This window comes from Streptomyces mirabilis (genome assembly GCF_039503195.1).
Classification (GTDB): Bacteria; Actinomycetota; Actinomycetes; order Streptomycetales; family Streptomycetaceae; genus Streptomyces; species Streptomyces mirabilis_D.
Genome location: NZ_JBCJKP010000001.1, coordinates 9,068,291 through 9,084,114, shown reverse-complemented (window position 1 = coordinate 9,084,114; position 15,824 = coordinate 9,068,291). Strand labels below are relative to the sequence as shown.

Here is a 15,824-nt window from a genome sequence, read left to right as displayed (position 1 = left end):
CCTTTGGTCAGACCGTGGTGGGTCGGCCGACAGCGTCGGTGATCTGGTCCCAGATGGCGAAGCGGATGGTCATCTCGGCTCGGTGGTCGGGGGCGGTCATCAGGTGGCGGTGGGGTGGGAAGTGGGGTGAGATGCCGCTGAACGCGGACAGGAACCGCTGTGCTCCACCGATGCTGCGGAAGCCCTTCATCGCGCGTTCGCGCTGCCGGGTGGGCTGGTGGGAGTTCTCGGCCCGGTTGTTCAGTCCCTTGTGTGAGCGGTGCTCGACGGAGGGCATGACCTCGCGGTGGGCGGCGCCGTAGGAGCGGAGCTTGTCGGTGACGACCACCCGCGGCACCGTGCCGGTCTTCTTCATCAGGCGGCGGAAGAAGCGCCTGGCGGCGGCCTTGTCCCGCCGGTTCTGCACGAGGATGTCGAGCACGTTGCCGTCCTGGTCGACGGCCCGCCACAGGTACTTGTGCTCCCCGTTGATCTTGATGAAGACCTCGTCCAGGTGCCACTTGTCGCCGGGCCGTGGCCGACGGCGGCGCAGTCCGTTCGCGTAGGCCTGGCCGAACTTGGCGCACCAGCGGCGGATGGTCTCGTAGGAGACGATCACGCCGCGCTGGAGCAGCAGCTCCTCGACCTCGCGGAAGCTGAGCGGGAATCGGTGGTACAGCCACACGCAGTGGGATATGACCTCGACCGGGTAACGGTGCCCCCTATACGACGGCGACGCGCTCTCCACGGACGATCCCCCTCCACCACGACCAACCAGAAGATCATCCCACCCAGCCAGTCAACGTGACAGCGCCCTCGTGCCGGATGCTCCGGCTGCCGACCATCCGCACCCAGTACCCCGAGCTGGCCGAAGCCGCGCTTCGCGACCAGATGACCTACCGCGGATTCCTCGCCGAGCTGCTGCTGTCGGAGTGCGATGACCGGGCCCGGCGGCGTTCCGAGCGCCGGATCAAGGCGGCTGGCTTTCCGCACGACAAGTCGTTGCGGCAGTTCGATTTCGAGGCCAACCCTGCCATCGACCCGGCCACGATCAACACGCTGGCGAAGTGCGAGTGGGTCAAGAAGGGTCTGCCGCTGTGCTTGATCGGCGACAGCGGGACCGGTAAGTCGCACCTGCTCATCGCACTGGGCACCGAGGCGGCGATGTACGAGTACCGGGTCAAGTACGTGCTGGCGACCAAGCTCGTCAACGAGCTGGTGGAGGCCGCGGACGAGAAGATGCTGGCCAAGACCATCGCCCGCTACGGCCGTGTCGATCTCCTTTGTATCGATGAACTTGGACATATGGAGCTTGATCGTCGGGGAGCGGAGCTGCTGTTCCAGGTTTTGACGGAGCGTGAGGAAAAGAACTCCGTGGCGATCGCATCGAACGAATCGTTCGGAGGGTGGACGAAGACCTTCACCGACCCCCGGCTCTGCGCGGCGATCGTGGACCGGCTCACCTTCGGCGGCAACATCATCGAGACCGGCACCGACTCCTACCGCCTCCAGCTGACCCGGGCCCGCGCCGAACAGCAGGCGGAGCGCCTAGCCGCCGGCTGAAAGCGGTCATGCGTGGCATTCCGACTACTGGCAGATCGTGCAGGAGATCAGGGCGGCGAAGGCCTCGTTGGCCGCCGACGGGCCGAAAAGGCGGGTCCGTGCCACCGCTCCCGGGCTGAACAGGACGTAATGCGTCGCCAGGTAGGAGAGGTCGCCCCAGGGCTCACGGGTATGGGCCCGGCCGAGGACCTGCTGGCAACTGGTGCATGCGATCCAGGGGACCACGAGTTGCTCGGCCAGCTCCCTTTGGCTACCGATCACCGGCCCTGGCACGGAAACGGCATCAGCGGGAGCGATCACCCGCACATCGCCATCGCCGTCTGCATGACGACGGCACTGGATGATCTTCGGTTCGAGTGCCTCTCGCTGACCCCAGACCTCCGCGGTCACCGCCAACTGGGCGCGCGACCGATCGCTGATCGGCGTCTCCCGTCTCAGCAAGCTCGCGACGAGGATGTCGAGTCCAGCCTCCTGCTCGCCGATTGCCCAGCAGTCCATGACCTCTTGGGCATCCACCGGCGGCAGAAGGTCAGCCAGTTGCTGCCACCCACCTGCGTCATCCGTCACAAGATCAGGCTATCCACCCTCCGTCCGCTTTCCGCGTGGCAGGCGCAGTTGCGCTTCCGAGGGCACACCGACCTACGGCACAGCCAGAACCAACAGCTCCGCCTCGGGGCCCCACCAGGTGGAGTCAGATCTCACCTACCAAACTGACCTCCCCAGCCGCTGGGTGGAGTCAGAACAGCCCTATAGATGGAGTCGATCGACACCGACGAAGCCAGCCTCCAGAGTCTCTTCCACAGGGACCTTCGGGTCCAGACGGTGGATCTGGTAGAGGTCGATGTAGTCGGTACCGAGGCGGGTGAGGCTGGCGTCGACCTCAGCGAAGATCGTTTTCTGGGACAGTCCGCTGCCGTTCGGCCCGGGGCGCATGACGCCGTGGACCTTGGTCGCGATGACGACCTCGTCGCGGCGGGCGAAATCCTTGACGGCGCGCCCAAGGATCTCCTCGCTGGAGCCGGCCGAGTAGACGTTCGCGGTGTCGAAGAAGTTGATGCCCGCGTCGATCGCCTGCTTGAGATCGACCGGCCCTCTTCCTCGGGCATGCTCCACGAGGGGTAGCCGCGTTCCGGTTCGCCGAAGGTCATGCAGCCCAGGCAGATGGGGGAAATGTCGAGGCCAGTATTGCCGAGCTTCACATATTCCATGATTGCATCACTTTCTGTACACCATCGGCAACCGAAAGGTGCCGGCATTGGCTGTGCTGGTTCCGCGTCAGCTGCGTGGCTGCGGGACGGTCGGCGTGCCACGCGTCCCCCGTGCCGGCGCCGGATCCGCGGCGCCGGCACGGGGTCTGTGCAGTGGTGTTGCTGGAGGGAGCGCCCCTCCAGCAAGTTCGTCCGCAGTCTGCTACCAGGTCTGCTCGCCGGCGCGCACGAGGATCTCATTGACGGCCACCCGGCGGTCCCGGGTGACGATGTAGGTCACCGCGTCGGCGATGTCCTCGGGGCGCAGCAGTTCCATGCCCTCGATCTGGCGCTCGATCGCCTGCCGCACACCGTCGCGGAGGTGCGTGCTCAGCTCGGTGTCCACCGTGCCGGGCTCGACCACGCTCACCCGGACTCGCTTCTGCATGACCTCCTGTCGCAGGGCTTCGGTGAATCCGTTGACGCCGAACTTCGTCAGGTTGTAGACGGCCGTCCCTGGCCGGGCGACCCGGCCCGCGGTTGAACTGATGTTGACCAGGTCCGCCACCCGCCGCGGGGAGTCCTCCGCGGCGCGCAGGAGGTGCGGCAGCGCGGCGTGGGTGATGTACAGCAGGCCCTGGACGTTGACCTCAAGCATGCGCTCCCACTCCTCGAGAGGGGAGTCCACGGCCTGCCCGACGCCCATGAAGCCGGCGTTGTTGACGAGCGTGTCCAGGCGGCCGAGCTCGGCCACCACGCTCTCCACGGCCGCTGCGGCCTGCTGCTGGTCGGTTATGTCGGCCTCGACGACGAAGGCGGTCCCGCCATCGGCTCGGACCTTGTCCGCGAGCTCCTCGAGCCTGCCGCGTCGCCTTCCGAGGACGGCGACGGCTGCGCCCTCCGCGGAGAGGCTGCGCGCGGTCGCCTCGCCGATGCCGCTGCTGGCGCCGGTCACCAGCGCCACCGTGTTCTGCAGTCGTCCGGTCATGTTGATCCTCCATATGTGATGGTCGCGGCCTTGAGAGGCCGCGGGTTGTAGCGGGCCTGCGGTCGACAGACCGTTGAGCAGGGCCCATCGAGGGCCCCTGTTTCCTCCGCGCCGCGTGCAGCGGGAAGCGCTTCCCCCTGGGCCCGTCGGATCTCCACCCGTGCTGGGCGGCCTGGGCGCGCAGGGTGGCCCCAGGTACTGTGTCGTCGCCGTTGGGCGTGCGGGGGGTGTGGGTGTGGTGCCGATTCAGTGGGTGTGCTGCAGCAGTTCGATCAGGTTGTCTTCGGGGTCAGCGACGTAGGCGAAGCGGATCCCGGGCCGCCGGGCTGGTGCCGGCGGGGAGATGGCGCGGGCACCGCAGGCGACTGCGGTGGCGATGGTCGTGTCCAGGTCGTCCACCGTCAGGGCCCAGTGAAAGTAGCCCTGGACGCCTGCGCCCTCGAAGGGGTCTGCGAAGTGCTGCGGGGCCGAGCCGACGCGCTCGGTGAGTTCGATCGCACCGCCTGCGGGATTACTGAGGACCGCCATCCGGATGCCGGCGGCTGGGATCTCGCTGCGGTGCTGGTCGCGGAAGCCGAAGGCCTCGATGTAGAAGCGGAGCTGCCGCTCGAGGTCGTCGACCGAAAGCCCGATGTGATCGAAAAGGACCGTGGACATGGTCTGTTGTGCCTCCCTTTCCGCTCAGCGGGCCGTGTATCCGCCGTCGACCGGGAGGGCCGTGCCGGTGACGAAACTGGATTGGGCCGAGCACAGCCACACGACGGCGTCGGCGATCTCCTGGGGTTCGGCGATCCTGCCGATGGGGTGTGCGGCCACCCGGGTGGCCATCACGTGCGGTGAGCGTCCTTCGGCGATCAGCGGCGTCTTGACCAGGCCGGCGACGATGGCGTTGACGCGGATGCCGTGGGGCCCGTAGTCGAGTGCGGCCGTCCGGGTCAGTCCGATGACGCCGTGCTTGGCCGCGGTGTATCCGGCGAAGCCGGCCACGCCGACGACGCTCGCTCCCGAGCCGATATTGACGATGGAGCCGAAGCCCTGCGCCAGCATCGGGCGCAGTTCGTACTTCATCGACAGGAACGTCCCCCGCAGGTCTGTGGCGATCATGCGGTCGAAGGTCTCGGTGGAATAGTCCGCCACCCCCCGCAGATCATCGCCGCCACTGATACCGGCGCTGTTGACACCGAAGTCCAGACGCCCCCCGTCACCGACCGCCACCTGCACCGCATGGGCGACCGCCCGCTCGTCGCTGACGTCGCACTCCACGTGACGGGCGTCACCGCCGGCTTCGGTGATCATGCCAACGGTCTCTTCGAGGGTTGTGACCGTGCGCCCGGCGACCGTCACAGTGCAGCCGGCCCCGGCCAGGGCCAGAGCACAGGCACGGCCGATGCCGGTTCCACCGCCGGTGACCAACGCCGTGGTGCCTTCGAAATGCTGGTTCATGAATCGCACGCCTCGTCTCCTTTTCGGATTCGGATGGTGTCGCTCTTGGGTGGTGCCGGCGGTGGGCTGCGGGGCCCGGAATCCTTCCGGTGACTCCATGCAAACAGCCGACAATGCCCGTCACCGGGCCCGAAGGGGCCCGCTTCGACCGGGGGACCGGCAGTACCCCTTTTGCACGGTCGTCCGGCAGGCGCCCCGGCGTAGCGTGGCAGGCATGAATGTCCACGATGCCGCGGCCGACGGCCGAGCCAGTGAGTTCGGGGAGTTCCTTCGCGCCCGACGGGCGAAGATCTCCTTGGAGCAGGCCGGGCTGACGCCCGCCCCCACGGTGCGCCGGGTGCCGGGGCTGCGCCGCGAGGAGGTCGCCCAGCTCGCAGGCGTCAGCGTCGACTACTACGTACGTCTGGAACGCGGCCGTAGCGTCAACGTCTCCGATGTCGTGCTTGACGCCCTCGCCCGCGCGCTGCAACTGACCAGCGACGAACGCGGTCATCTGTTCGCCCTTGCCCGGCCGAACCGGCGCCGCCCCCGCCCGCTGCCGCCCCAACGCGTACGCCCCGGGCTGTACCGGCTGCTAGACAAGCTGACCGAGGTGCCGGCGCTGGTCATCGGCCGCCGCACCGATGTTCTGGCTAGCAATCGCCTCTTTCGGGCCCTGTACGCGGACTTCGACGCGCTGCCCTGGCGGGAACGGAACATGGCGCGCTTCATCTTCCTTGACGAAGCCGCCCGCAGCCTCTACGGCGACTGGGAAGGCATCGCCCGCTCCAGTGTGGCTGCCCTGCACCTCTACGCGGGCCAGCACCCCCACGACCCGCAGCTCGCCGAACTCGTCGGGGAGCTGTCCCTGCGAGATGCCGACTTTCGGACCTGGTGGGCCGAGCACGACATCAAGCGCCGCACCTATGGCACCAAGCACTTCCACCATCCGCTGGTCGGCGACCTCACCCTGGACTACGAAGCGCTGGCCGTCACCGGCGACCCGGATCAGATCCTCGGCGTCTACACCGCCGAACCCGGCAGCACCTCCGAACAGGCCTTGAACCTCCTCGCCAGTTGGACCAACGCATCACTGCCGCAGTCGCACCCCACCGCCTGAGAGATCGCTTTCATTCTTAATGCCGGTCTTGTCAACTTGGTGGGGTTCGAAGTGTGTTGGGCTTGACGGGGCGAATGGAGCCGTCGGCCGGTGCTGCGGTCAGGGTGCCGCAGGTACGCCTGTGATCTTGTTCCAGATCGTGAAGCGGATGGTCATCTCGGCGCGGTAGTCGGGGGCGGTCAGAAGGTGGCGGCGGGGCCGGAAGTGTGGCGAGACGGCGCTGAACACCGAGAGGAATTTCTGGGCGTTGGTGGGTGAGCGGAAGCCCTTCATGGCGCGTTCGCGCTGGCGGGTCGGCTGGTGGGAGTTCTCCGCCCGGTTGTTCAGGTACTTGGACTGCCGGTGCTCGACGGAGCGCATCAGCTCGCGGTGGGCGACGCCGTAGCTGCGGAGCTTGTCGGTGACCAGAGCCCGCGGTATCCGGCACTGCTTCTTCATCAGCTTGGCCATGAACCGCCTGGCGGCCTTGGCGTCGCGCCTGCTCTGGACAAGGACGTCCAGCACGTTGCCGTCCTGGTCGACCGCGCGCCACAGGTACCGCCGCTCGCCGTTGATCTTTACGAACACATTGTCCAGGTGCCACTTGTCACCGGCCCGGGGCTTTCGGCGGCGCAGCCCGGCCGCGTACGCGGGTCCGAACTTGGCGCACCACTGGCGGATCGTCTCGTAGGAGACGATCACGCCGCGGGCGAGCATGAGCTCCTCAACCTCGCGGAAGCTCAGCGGGAAGCGGTGATACAGCCACACGCAGTGGGCAATGATCTCCGCCGGGTACCGGAACCCCTTATACGACGGCGACCCCGCGTCCAAGACTGCCCTCCCCGCGATTCACAACCCCAAGATCATCCCAGATCTCAGCCAAGTTGACGACGCCTCTACCAGTTGTGGTGGAACTGACCCGCACTACAGCGGTGCAGGCGCGTTCCATCTGCGGAGTTGAGTATCCGCTGTTCCCGTGGCTCCCCGCACGATCTGGCACGCGTCTGGCACGGGTCAGGGTGCCTATGGGTCACGTTAGTCTCCGATCATGGCTTTGCGACCTGATGAGTTCTACGACCACGCACGTGCGGCCGCGGATGGTGAGCTTCGACTTCCGTTGGCACGGATGACCAGCTGGGACATAAGCCCGTTCGAGCCTGATGGACTTCGCGTCGCGCCGCTGCGCCCGCCCGTTCTGCCCGAGCCAAAACGGCACGGTGAGGACCCGGCGAACTGCGACGTGTGCCACGCCCGAGACGAAGGAATTTGGTTCAACGAACGATGGCGACTGGCCCGGGTCACAGGCGTCGGTGTGCCTCTGGTACTGATGCTGTACTCCCGAGACCACTACGACATGGCGGAACTGTCCGACGAAATGGCCGCCGAACTCGGGGTGCTCACCACTCACATCGTCCGCCATGTGCAGGCACTACCGCATATCTCCCGAGCCCACGTCTATCGGATCGGGGACGGAGCTGCACACTTGCACATCTGGTTCTTCGCCCGGCCCGAGGGCCAGGCCCAGCTTTATGGGTCGTGGATGCCCGTCTGGGACGACCTTCTGCCGGAGTACCCGGCGGACGTAGCCGACGCAGACGCGGGGGCCGTCGCTGACGCGTTGGTCACCTCGTACGGAGGCCGACGCTCGGCCACCGACGAACAGATGCACGTCTGAGGCTTCACGATTTCATTAGCCGGTCAATGACCGAGTCAAGGCGACGGGCGCCGGCCGACACTACGGACGGCGCCCGTTCGAGGCCAAGACTTTTTACTCTGTCCTCATCCTTATCAGGTCGATCATGCAGGATCTGCGGCTGAGGTCAACCCGCTGCGTACCTCGACCCGCTGTCCGCTGCCATCCTTGGCGGACCGCTGCCGTTCGCCACTGTTGGTGTCAGGCGTTGGTGTCAGCCCCGAGCGACGACCTTGACAACTGCGTGATCTCCGGGCTTTTGCGACCTGCTGCTGTCGGATCGGCCCAGAGACGGCCTCACGGAGCACTCATCGACTCTTGCTCCCACTCGGGTCCGCCTTCCTCTCGTAAGCCGCCAGCTCCTCGGCGGTTCCCGCAAAGGCCGGACCGCAGCCTGGTGGTAGTCGCTCGATGACCATGGCTACGGCGGCCTGCGCGCTGTCCGTTTCGGCGATCCGCGGGCTGTTGCGATGCGGTCCCTCGACGTAGTACCGGCCGTCCGTCAGAGTGCCGATGTAGGGGATGTCCCAGGTGGGACGGAACCCCGTGCACCTGCTGAAGTGCAGCTCCCACATACCCGCCCACGGGCAGAGCTGACGAAGCTGCGGCTCGGCGTAGGCCACCTGCACCATCTTGGTGAACGGCCCCAGGAGCGGCAAACCCTCCGGCCGGGTGTGCTCCCCGGCGGTTGCCAGGATCTTGGGCCAGGCAGCTTCAACGATGTCGGTCACACTGCAATTGTGCACAGGTGAAAAGGGTCGGGGGCCGTCGCGTTGAGTGTTGCCCGCTCGGCACCGTGATTCCCCGAGGTCCCCGCACGATCGGGCACGGGCACCTTCTGATCCGTAGCTCTAGAGGGAACGGTCATTCGCGGTCATACAGGTTGTCACTCGGCCGCTGACGGGCGCCTCGGGTCAGCTGCAGTCGGGGAGGTTGCTGTACTTCTCTGCTGTATCGGGCACCAGCAAGTGGTCTACCGCGGCAGGTAGTCCGTGCTTACCGTGATCACTCCTAGGAGCTGGTATCCGCACGTCTTCGCTCCCGCCAGGAGGGTGCCGGCGTAGAACCCATGCGTCGCGCCGGAGGGGTAGTCGACGGTCATCTCCAACGTGTGGGTGGTAAAGCCGGGGAGGTTCCCGAGGACAGCGTCACCGCTGACCCACTGGGCGGTGGACGACTGGGTAGCCGGGTGCCAAGTCATGATCAAGTGATGCCACGACCCACCATTGAACTTCCACCAGACGGTGGGCGCCGCGCCCTTGCGGTTACTCGGCGGCACCATCTGGTAATCGAAGAACACCCCGGAAAGCGGTGCCGATTTGGCGTTGCGCACGGTGGTGTACGTGACCAGGTTCTGTCCGGCCTTCGTGGAGGTTGGCATCTTCGACAGGTTGCCGGAACCGGTGATCTCGCCGTATGCGCAGGTCGGTTTGGAACTGACGGAAGCCGCCGCTGCTGTCTGGACTGTGCCGGGAGGCATGGTCAGCACGCTCACCCCTGCGGCCACGGCTGCGAGTCCCCACCTGAAAAGCCTCATGAATCCTCCGCTTCACGCCGTGCCATCACGAGCGTGAGCAGATCGTACGACCCTCAACTACGGCGCCAGCAAGAACCCTGCACCGATCCAACAGCCCTGCGCACACGGCTTCGAAGGCCCCTTCGCCTCATACGCAACGTGCTGGTCACGGGGCTGCGCATACCCGCTCAACGGCTACTTGTCCACGGATAGGCCACGGGGGAGGACAACCGCCTTGTAAGTTCGATCCAACAGCCGCCCTGGAGCTCTTAGGTCCTCGTTCGTCGGGCGCGTTCGGTTGCTCAAGGCTGCCTGTGTACGCCGTCGTTGATGTCAGCTAGTGATGTCAGGTTGGATGGTGCGATGGAACGTGTTGAGGCAGAGCTGTTCACGGACGGTGGGAACAACGCTGTGGTGCGCCTGCCTCCGCGCCGGTTCCCCGGCGTCTTGATCCAGGGTGACTCCCTCTCCGTCATCCGCAGCGAAGTTGCCGAAGTCCTTGAAGCCTGCGACCAGGGCGACCTCGCCGGGGCACGGGAAACCGCCGGCCTTCTGCTGGCTGACTTCGACGAGTTGCTGGCGCGGTACACCGCCGCGCTGGATGCCCACCAGATCCTGCGGCCGTACTGACCGCACGGCTCCGACCTTTGAGGGCTGGATCGCTGCTTTGTAAGGGCGGGGACAAGGGAGGACCCTGGTGCGCAGGTCACCCTAGCTCTGAAGAGCTCGCAGGTCACCGGCACATCTCAGCTGTTGCGAGCCGCTGTTGACCGTGGTTGACCGCTCTATCTGGCACTGCTGTGGCATGCGCTGTGAGACCAGGCGCTTAGAAGGCGCCCGGTACGTCGCCCCGAGCACTCCCTCTGACCTGCACCGCTCCCCCACCGCGACGCCCCGTTGGCCATACCTCGACACGCATTCGACAGGGCCCGGGGTGCGTCCTCCTCGGTCAGCATTGCCCGCCGGCCGACGTCGGGCCGGGAGCCTTCCCGGCACTGCACCTGCCTGGCCGCCTTTCCGCCCCGCAAGAGGTGAGTACGCATACTCATGCGCATCACCACCGGTCTCGGCACCATGCAGCCATGACGAAGACCGCTTTAGCGCCGGAACGCCGACGCCCCTGGTCGCGCCGAACACCCCTGGGCCCGGACCTTGCTCTCGCGATCCCGCTGTTCCTGGTGGAGACCGCGTGGCTGGTGGTGGACTCGGTGCTTGGTCTCGGCATGGAGGTATGGGCGGCGCAGGGCAACCAAGCGCAAGTCGACACGGCCAGCCTCGCGTACATGGGCAGGGTGCGGGTACTGCTAGTCACCGTACTTATTCTGGCAGTTCTCGCGGGACTCTTCCGTGCCCCCGGGACGGTGATCGCGCACCTGCTGGTGGCTCTCCTGGCCGCCGGGGTGCTCGGGCACGTGCAGCAGCAGTGGGATCACGATCATGCCCCGCCAGCCGGGTGCATCCGCTATAGCGCGAACTGCTGATACAGCCGAGCGGCGCGGGCCACGCTGTTGCCTGTTACTGACGTAATCGACGACCAATGCCCCAGTTGGCCATTTGGACCCACCGAGGTTCACGTGGGTACTACCGCCAAACGTGGGGTTGTGAGCCTGGACCGGCCACTGCCGTTAATTGGTGCAGCCAAAGGCCCCGGACCATGATCGGCCCGGGGCCTTTCCCCTTGTGCCCCGGCAGGATTCGAACCTGCGACACCCGCTTTAGGAGTGGGATCGAATCCCCGCCGGGTGGTGCTCGACACTGCCTCGTGGTGCTGCTTCGCCTGGTCAGCGCCATGCGGCTTGGCGCCCATCCAGCGTATGACGGCCCGTGCCGGACAGTCCGCTCACGCATCGCGCACGCACGCAGCCCTTGTCCAGAGGGCGTAGCTGCATGCGAGGGCATCCACAGTGTCGCGCTGATCGGCCTCACCCGCGTCCAGTTGCCCGCCCGCCCTCTGAATCGGTGCGGACCGCTCAGCGGTGATGCCATACGAGCGTGTAGCGCCAGAACAGCCGTCGTCGCAGCCGTGCGCCGGGAAGTACGTTTCTGGTTTCACGGACGATGTCGTCGAAGGTCATGTCCGCTGGGCGAGTAGGGGCCGTCATGGAGACGGGCCGGGGCGAGGGACGGCCCTTGTTCTTCAGCCAGCCCATGGCGGCGTTGGCCGGGATGGCGAGCGCGCCGAGCAGGTGGTCTACAGGGGTCTGAGCGTGGGACAGTCCGACGATCACCAAGGTTCCTCCCGGCGCCAGATGGCGGCGGAAACAGGTGAGCACCTGTGTGAACGGCAGGTGGTGGATTGTGGCGACGCACGTGATGACGTCGTACGAGTCGGCGGGGAACTCGGCCATCGCATCCGCGACGGTGAAAGTCACTGCGAGCGCAGCTGGAGTCAGCTTCTGGGCCTGAGCGGTGATCGCCGGATCGGAATCGATTCCCTTCACGGCGGCAGCACGGCCGACCAGAAGCCTTGCGAGGTCACCGCTTCCAGAGCCGATGTCCAGGGCCCGGTTGAAGCGTCTCGGCAGCTGCCGCAGGATCCAGCGGTGGTAGTGGGCGTTGTGATCCCAGGGGTAGGCGGCATTGAACTGTTCAAGAGCCCGCAGCGCGCGAGGCGACAGAATCTTCATCCACTCAGTCCATCAAGTAGGGCATTGAAGGGCGATCTCGCAGCTCGGGGAGAGGGCCCGCATGCCCGCAGCGGATTGCCCGTCCAGCTCGCGGAGGCTCCACGCCCGGTACCGGGGATGGAGCCTCCGCGGTCATTGTCGCTGGTCGCCCTGACCAGAGATCAGAGCTCCTTCGCGTACGCGTCCTGGTACGCCGCCCTCCCTCCGAACACGTTGAGGCCGATGTGTCCGTTGGTGTACGTCGTGTCCGTCACGTTGATGATCTGCTCGCCGTTGAGGAACACCTGGATGCGGTCGCCTTGGGCCAGGATGCGGACCGGATACGTGGTGCCGCGGCGGACCAGGGCCGGGACGCGCGCGAGGGCGGCGCCGTCGTCGAAGAAGCCGTTGGCCTTGGCGACCAGGCGGATCACCCGTAGGTCGGGGTCGATGTTGAGGCAGTAGGCGTTGGTGCCGTCGGAGGAGGCGCGCCAGAGGAGGGAGAGGGCGCCGCCTGTGTCCGGGGCGGGGCCGCCGAGCCGGACCAGGGTGGTGAGGTCCAGGTCCGTCGCCGTGCGCGCTGAGATCGCGTTGGAGTCCTGGTCGAAGGTTCCGGTGCGGCCTGCGCTGTCCGTCGACCAACGACCGGCGGGGGTGATCGTCAAGTTGCCGAGGTCCGAGCGGAATTCACCGCCGGTCGAGGTGGCCACCAGCGGCTTCACCTGGTCCACGAGGCGGTAGGTGCCCTCCAGCCGGTGCACCGTGAGCGACTCGATGTGCGCGGTGCCGCCCTTGGTGTAGAAGGCCATGCTGTCGGCGGCCGGGGAGGGGAAGATCAGGCTTGTCACGGCGGCCTGGCCGTCTGCGCCGAATGCCTCGACCGATGACGAATCGACGTACACGCGCAGGGTCACCCGGCCGCTGGCCGGCTTCATCGCTGCGGTCGTGCGGCCCGCGAAGTACTGGGTGAAGTCGCTCAGGCCCGCTTCCGACCGGTCCACGAAGAGTTGGTTCGCCTCGGCGTCGTATCCGACCGTCGTGTGCTGGTCGTCGTCGGCGCGGAGCTTGAAGCCGATCTCCGTGGCGGTGCCGAGGGTGATCTCGGCCTCGATTTCGTAGGCGATGCCCGTCACACCCGCGAGCGGGTTCGCGGATTCGGGGCTGACGGAGAGGTCCTTGCGGGTCGTGGTGGACGTGCGCAGAGCGGACAGCTCCGGAATCGGGCGCTGCGCCAGGCGTACGCCGTCGGCGGTGTCCGTGAGGGTCAGTTCCCGCGGGATGCTGAGCTGGCCGTTCCACGCGCCGGTCGGGGCGCTGAAGGGGTAGTCCCAGTTGCTCATCCAGCCGAGCCAGACGCGGCGGCCGTCGACCAGGCCGTAGTAGGACATGGCGGCGTAGTAGTCGCGGCCGGAGTCCGCGCGCAAGGTCGCGCCGGCGCTCTGGTCAGGGCGGAAGCTGATGCCGTTCCAGTCGCCGGTGAAGTACTGGGCGGCCGAGCCGTTCGTGGCGCGTACGGCGCCCGTGCTCAGGGTGAGGACCCACTTGACGCGGTTCTCGTCGCCGTCGACCCGGAGCGGGAAGAAGTCGGGGCACTCCCAGACGCCCGGCGTGACCCAGTCGCCGTAACCGAAGGAGCTGACCTGGGTCCAGGTGAGCAGGTCGGTTGAGGTGAAGAAGCGGACGTGGTCGCCGCCGGAGACCACCATCAGCCACTGGTCGTGGGCCTCGTCGCGGATGACCTTCGGGTCGCGGAACGTCCAGCCGGCGTCGGGGCCGCCCGGGTTCTGAATGGTCGGGGCCGATCCGCCGTGCCACTGCCAGGAGCGGCCCTTGTCCTTGCTGTAGGCGATGCGCACGCTGGCGTTTCCGCCCGGCTTGTCCGGGTGGTAGCTGGTGTAGTACGCGATCAGGCCCGAGCCGCCGTCGAAGAGGCCGGAGGTGTCGTCGGCGTCGACGATCGCCGAGCCCGACCAGCAGTTGCCGTACTCGTTCCAGGGCAGGGCGATCGGCAGGGCCTGCCAGTGGACGAGGTCGATGCTGACCGCGTGTGCCCAGCGGCCCTGGTCCTGGTGGAAGAGGTGGTATTCGCCGTCGTAGTGGACCAGGCCGTTGGGGTCGCTGGTGGAGCCGCTGAGCTGGGAGTAGTGGTACGTGGGGCGGTACGGCTCGGTGAAGTAGTCGGCGGTGCCGCGGACCTCGACGTTCTGGAAGTACGACGCCCCGTGCGCGGCCGTGGTGCCGACGGTGGCGGCCCTGGTGCGGGACACGCGGGTTTTCAGCGCCCGTACGCCGTCCACGTACACCTCGATCGTCCTGCCCGTCGCGCGGGCCTCGACGCGGTACGTGCCGCCGGACGCGATGCGCCGGACCGGGCCGGAAGCGGAGGCGAGGCGGGCGCCGGATGAGCGGTCCAGCAGGACGACGGCGTTCCGGTCGGCTTCCAGGCGGGCCTCGTAGCCGCCGGAGCCGTTCGCGGACGCGCGCAGGACGAGACCGGCCGAGGACGAGGTGCCGGCCGGGGTGATGTCGGCTCTCGCCACCAGGTCGCCGTCGGTGAAGGGAGCCGTCCGCAGGCCGTTCTCGCCGCGGATGCCGCGCAGGTCGGGGGTCCAGGTGCCGGAGCGGGCCGTCCAGCCTTGGACGCTGGTGACGAGGTCCGCGGCGGCGATGTTCTCGAAGGACACCGCGCCGGCCGACGCCCTGACGGCGAGTCGGCCCGTCGTGTGGGTCGAGTCCTGGGCGGTGATGACGGGGCTGTAGCCGTCGGGAGAGAGGAAGTTGGTCTGCCAGTGCACGCGCAGTTCGGTGCCCTCGGCTTCGACGCGCAGGCGGTAGACCGCGTCGGCCTCGATGGCGGTCGCGTACGTGCCGAGGGTGACGTTCCCGTCGATGCGGTAGAGCCTCAGCCTGCTGTGACCCGGGTCTACTTGGACGCCGTAGCCGCGGGTGGCCGCCTCGTCGGTACGCACCAGCAGTTCGGCGACCGCGGAGGTGTCGTGCAGGAGCAGGTCGGCCTGCAGCGCGGTGTCGTATGCCTGGGTCGTGGTGACGGCGCGGGTGGTGGTTCCCTGGGACGGGTCCGCGCGCCAGCCCAGCGGGGTCGCCGTCCAGGTGCCGCCGCTTGTGGTCCAGCCGGTGAGGTTGGTGGTGACGGCGGAGACGGAGGGCGGGCCGAAGGTGACGGTGCCGCCCTGGGCGAGCAGGCCCACCGAGCCGGTGTCGTGGCGGTGGTCCTCGGTGTGGAGGAGCCGCTTGCCGTCGACATGCACCGTCAGCTCGGGTCCGTCGACCGCCACTTCGAGGTCATAGGGTCTTGCGGTCCGCGCGCCCGGAAGTGGAGCGGTGGCGAGTGTGTCGCCGCCGGTCAGGTCGTAGAGCCGTATGCGGGCGCGGCCGGGGTCGAGGGCGACCGCGTATCCGGTCGAGCCGTCCAGGGCTGCCCGGAACACCAACGCGCCTACGGCGGAAGAGGATTGGGGCGTGACGCGGGCCGCGTAGGTGCCCTTGGCCGCGAGTTGCTGCTCGGACAGGGCGAGGGCGGGCCCGCGACGGCCGGCGGTCGCCTTCTGGCCGCCGTCGGAGGTGAGGGTCCAGGTGCCGGTGACGGGGATGGGGTCGGGAATCGGGGTGGCGGCGGGGGTCGCTCCGGCGGCGCTCGGGGTGGCGGCCTGTGCTGCGGGGAGGATGCCTCCGAGAGGCAGCAGGGTGGCGGCGGTTCCTCCGGCGAGCAGGAGGGTACGGCGGGACACGCTCATGGCAGCTCCTGAGGAG

15 protein-coding genes and 1 pseudogene are annotated in these 15,824 nt (G+C 67.5%); 5 read left to right on the top strand and 11 right to left on the bottom strand.

Features of this window, described 5'->3' with window-relative positions; all coding sequences use genetic code 11:
• Nucleotides 1–7: 7 nt before the first annotated feature.
• Nucleotides 8–727, bottom strand: coding sequence for an IS6 family transposase (locus tag AAFF41_RS41250; RefSeq protein ID WP_343325650.1), 720 nt, complete (start codon nucleotides 725–727; stop codon nucleotides 8–10).
• Between the two features lie 56 nt (nucleotides 728–783).
• On the opposite strand from AAFF41_RS41250, the gene istB reads away from it, so the two are divergent.
• Complete coding sequence (gene istB / locus AAFF41_RS41245; RefSeq protein WP_425526203.1) at nucleotides 784–1,542, top strand: IS21-like element helper ATPase IstB; 759 nt, start codon at nucleotides 784–786, stop codon at nucleotides 1,540–1,542.
• A gap of 24 nt (nucleotides 1,543–1,566) precedes the next feature.
• Here the strand turns inward: istB and AAFF41_RS41240 are convergent, their stop codons facing one another.
• From AAFF41_RS41240 to AAFF41_RS41220, 5 genes and pseudogenes are all read right to left on the bottom strand, one after another.
• Nucleotides 1,567–2,109: a hypothetical protein gene (locus AAFF41_RS41240; protein ID WP_319754817.1), complete on the bottom strand. Its 543-nt coding sequence runs from the start codon at nucleotides 2,107–2,109 to the stop codon at nucleotides 1,567–1,569.
• 213 nt (nucleotides 2,110–2,322) lie between these two features.
• Nucleotides 2,323–2,750, bottom strand: a pseudogene (locus tag AAFF41_RS41235) (aldo/keto reductase); the annotation flags it as partial.
• 202 nt (nucleotides 2,751–2,952) lie between these two features.
• Nucleotides 2,953–3,717, bottom strand: coding sequence for an SDR family NAD(P)-dependent oxidoreductase (locus AAFF41_RS41230; RefSeq protein ID WP_319754818.1), 765 nt, complete (start codon nucleotides 3,715–3,717; stop codon nucleotides 2,953–2,955).
• A gap of 246 nt (nucleotides 3,718–3,963) precedes the next feature.
• A complete protein-coding gene (locus AAFF41_RS41225) occupies nucleotides 3,964–4,374 on the bottom strand; it encodes a VOC family protein (RefSeq protein WP_343325649.1) in 411 nt (136 codons plus the stop codon).
• A gap of 24 nt (nucleotides 4,375–4,398) precedes the next feature.
• The gene (locus AAFF41_RS41220; protein ID WP_319754822.1) at nucleotides 4,399–5,160 is read right to left on the bottom strand and encodes an SDR family oxidoreductase; all 762 of its coding nucleotides are present in this window, start codon (nucleotides 5,158–5,160) and stop codon (nucleotides 4,399–4,401) included.
• Nucleotides 5,161–5,374: 214 nt separating this feature from the next.
• Between AAFF41_RS41220 and AAFF41_RS41215 the strand changes: the two genes are divergently transcribed.
• On the top strand, nucleotides 5,375–6,259 hold the full coding sequence (locus tag AAFF41_RS41215; RefSeq protein ID WP_319754820.1) for a helix-turn-helix transcriptional regulator: 885 nt from the start codon (nucleotides 5,375–5,377) through the stop codon (nucleotides 6,257–6,259).
• Nucleotides 6,260–6,358: 99 nt separating this feature from the next.
• Here AAFF41_RS41215 and AAFF41_RS41210 read toward each other — a convergent pair whose 3' ends face one another.
• A complete protein-coding gene (locus AAFF41_RS41210) occupies nucleotides 6,359–7,069 on the bottom strand; it encodes an IS6 family transposase (RefSeq protein WP_343325648.1) in 711 nt (236 codons plus the stop codon).
• 295 nt (nucleotides 7,070–7,364) lie between these two features.
• Here AAFF41_RS41210 and AAFF41_RS41205 point away from each other — a divergent pair, with 295 nt between their 5' ends.
• The gene (locus AAFF41_RS41205) at nucleotides 7,365–7,913 is read left to right on the top strand and encodes a hypothetical protein (RefSeq protein ID WP_343325647.1); all 549 of its coding nucleotides are present in this window, start codon (nucleotides 7,365–7,367) and stop codon (nucleotides 7,911–7,913) included.
• Between the two features lie 326 nt (nucleotides 7,914–8,239).
• Here AAFF41_RS41205 and AAFF41_RS41200 read toward each other — a convergent pair whose 3' ends face one another.
• Together AAFF41_RS41200 and AAFF41_RS41195 are read right to left on the bottom strand one after the other, a co-directional pair.
• Nucleotides 8,240–8,662, bottom strand: coding sequence for a DUF6193 family natural product biosynthesis protein (locus AAFF41_RS41200; RefSeq protein ID WP_343325646.1), 423 nt, complete (start codon nucleotides 8,660–8,662; stop codon nucleotides 8,240–8,242).
• A gap of 242 nt (nucleotides 8,663–8,904) precedes the next feature.
• Nucleotides 8,905–9,438 (bottom strand): hypothetical protein, encoded by a 534-nt coding sequence (locus AAFF41_RS41195; protein WP_343325645.1) that lies wholly within the window; start codon nucleotides 9,436–9,438, stop codon nucleotides 8,905–8,907.
• A 339-nt stretch (nucleotides 9,439–9,777) separates the two neighbouring features.
• Between AAFF41_RS41195 and AAFF41_RS41190 the strand changes: the two genes are divergently transcribed.
• On the top strand, nucleotides 9,778–10,077 hold the full coding sequence (locus tag AAFF41_RS41190; protein WP_319754026.1) for a DUF6959 family protein: 300 nt from the start codon (nucleotides 9,778–9,780) through the stop codon (nucleotides 10,075–10,077).
• 452 nt (nucleotides 10,078–10,529) lie between these two features.
• Nucleotides 10,530–10,928 carry a DUF6234 family protein gene (locus tag AAFF41_RS41185; RefSeq protein WP_267061833.1) on the top strand — a complete coding sequence of 133 codons (399 nt, stop codon included), beginning with the start codon at nucleotides 10,530–10,532 and terminating at the stop codon, nucleotides 10,926–10,928.
• A 489-nt stretch (nucleotides 10,929–11,417) separates the two neighbouring features.
• On the opposite strand, the gene AAFF41_RS41180 is transcribed toward AAFF41_RS41185, so the two are convergent.
• A complete protein-coding gene (locus AAFF41_RS41180; protein WP_343325644.1) occupies nucleotides 11,418–12,074 on the bottom strand; it encodes a class I SAM-dependent methyltransferase in 657 nt (218 codons plus the stop codon).
• A gap of 161 nt (nucleotides 12,075–12,235) precedes the next feature.
• The gene (locus tag AAFF41_RS41175; RefSeq protein ID WP_343325643.1) at nucleotides 12,236–15,808 is read right to left on the bottom strand and encodes a glycoside hydrolase family 32 protein; all 3,573 of its coding nucleotides are present in this window, start codon (nucleotides 15,806–15,808) and stop codon (nucleotides 12,236–12,238) included.
• Nucleotides 15,809–15,824: the final 16 nt, after the last annotated feature.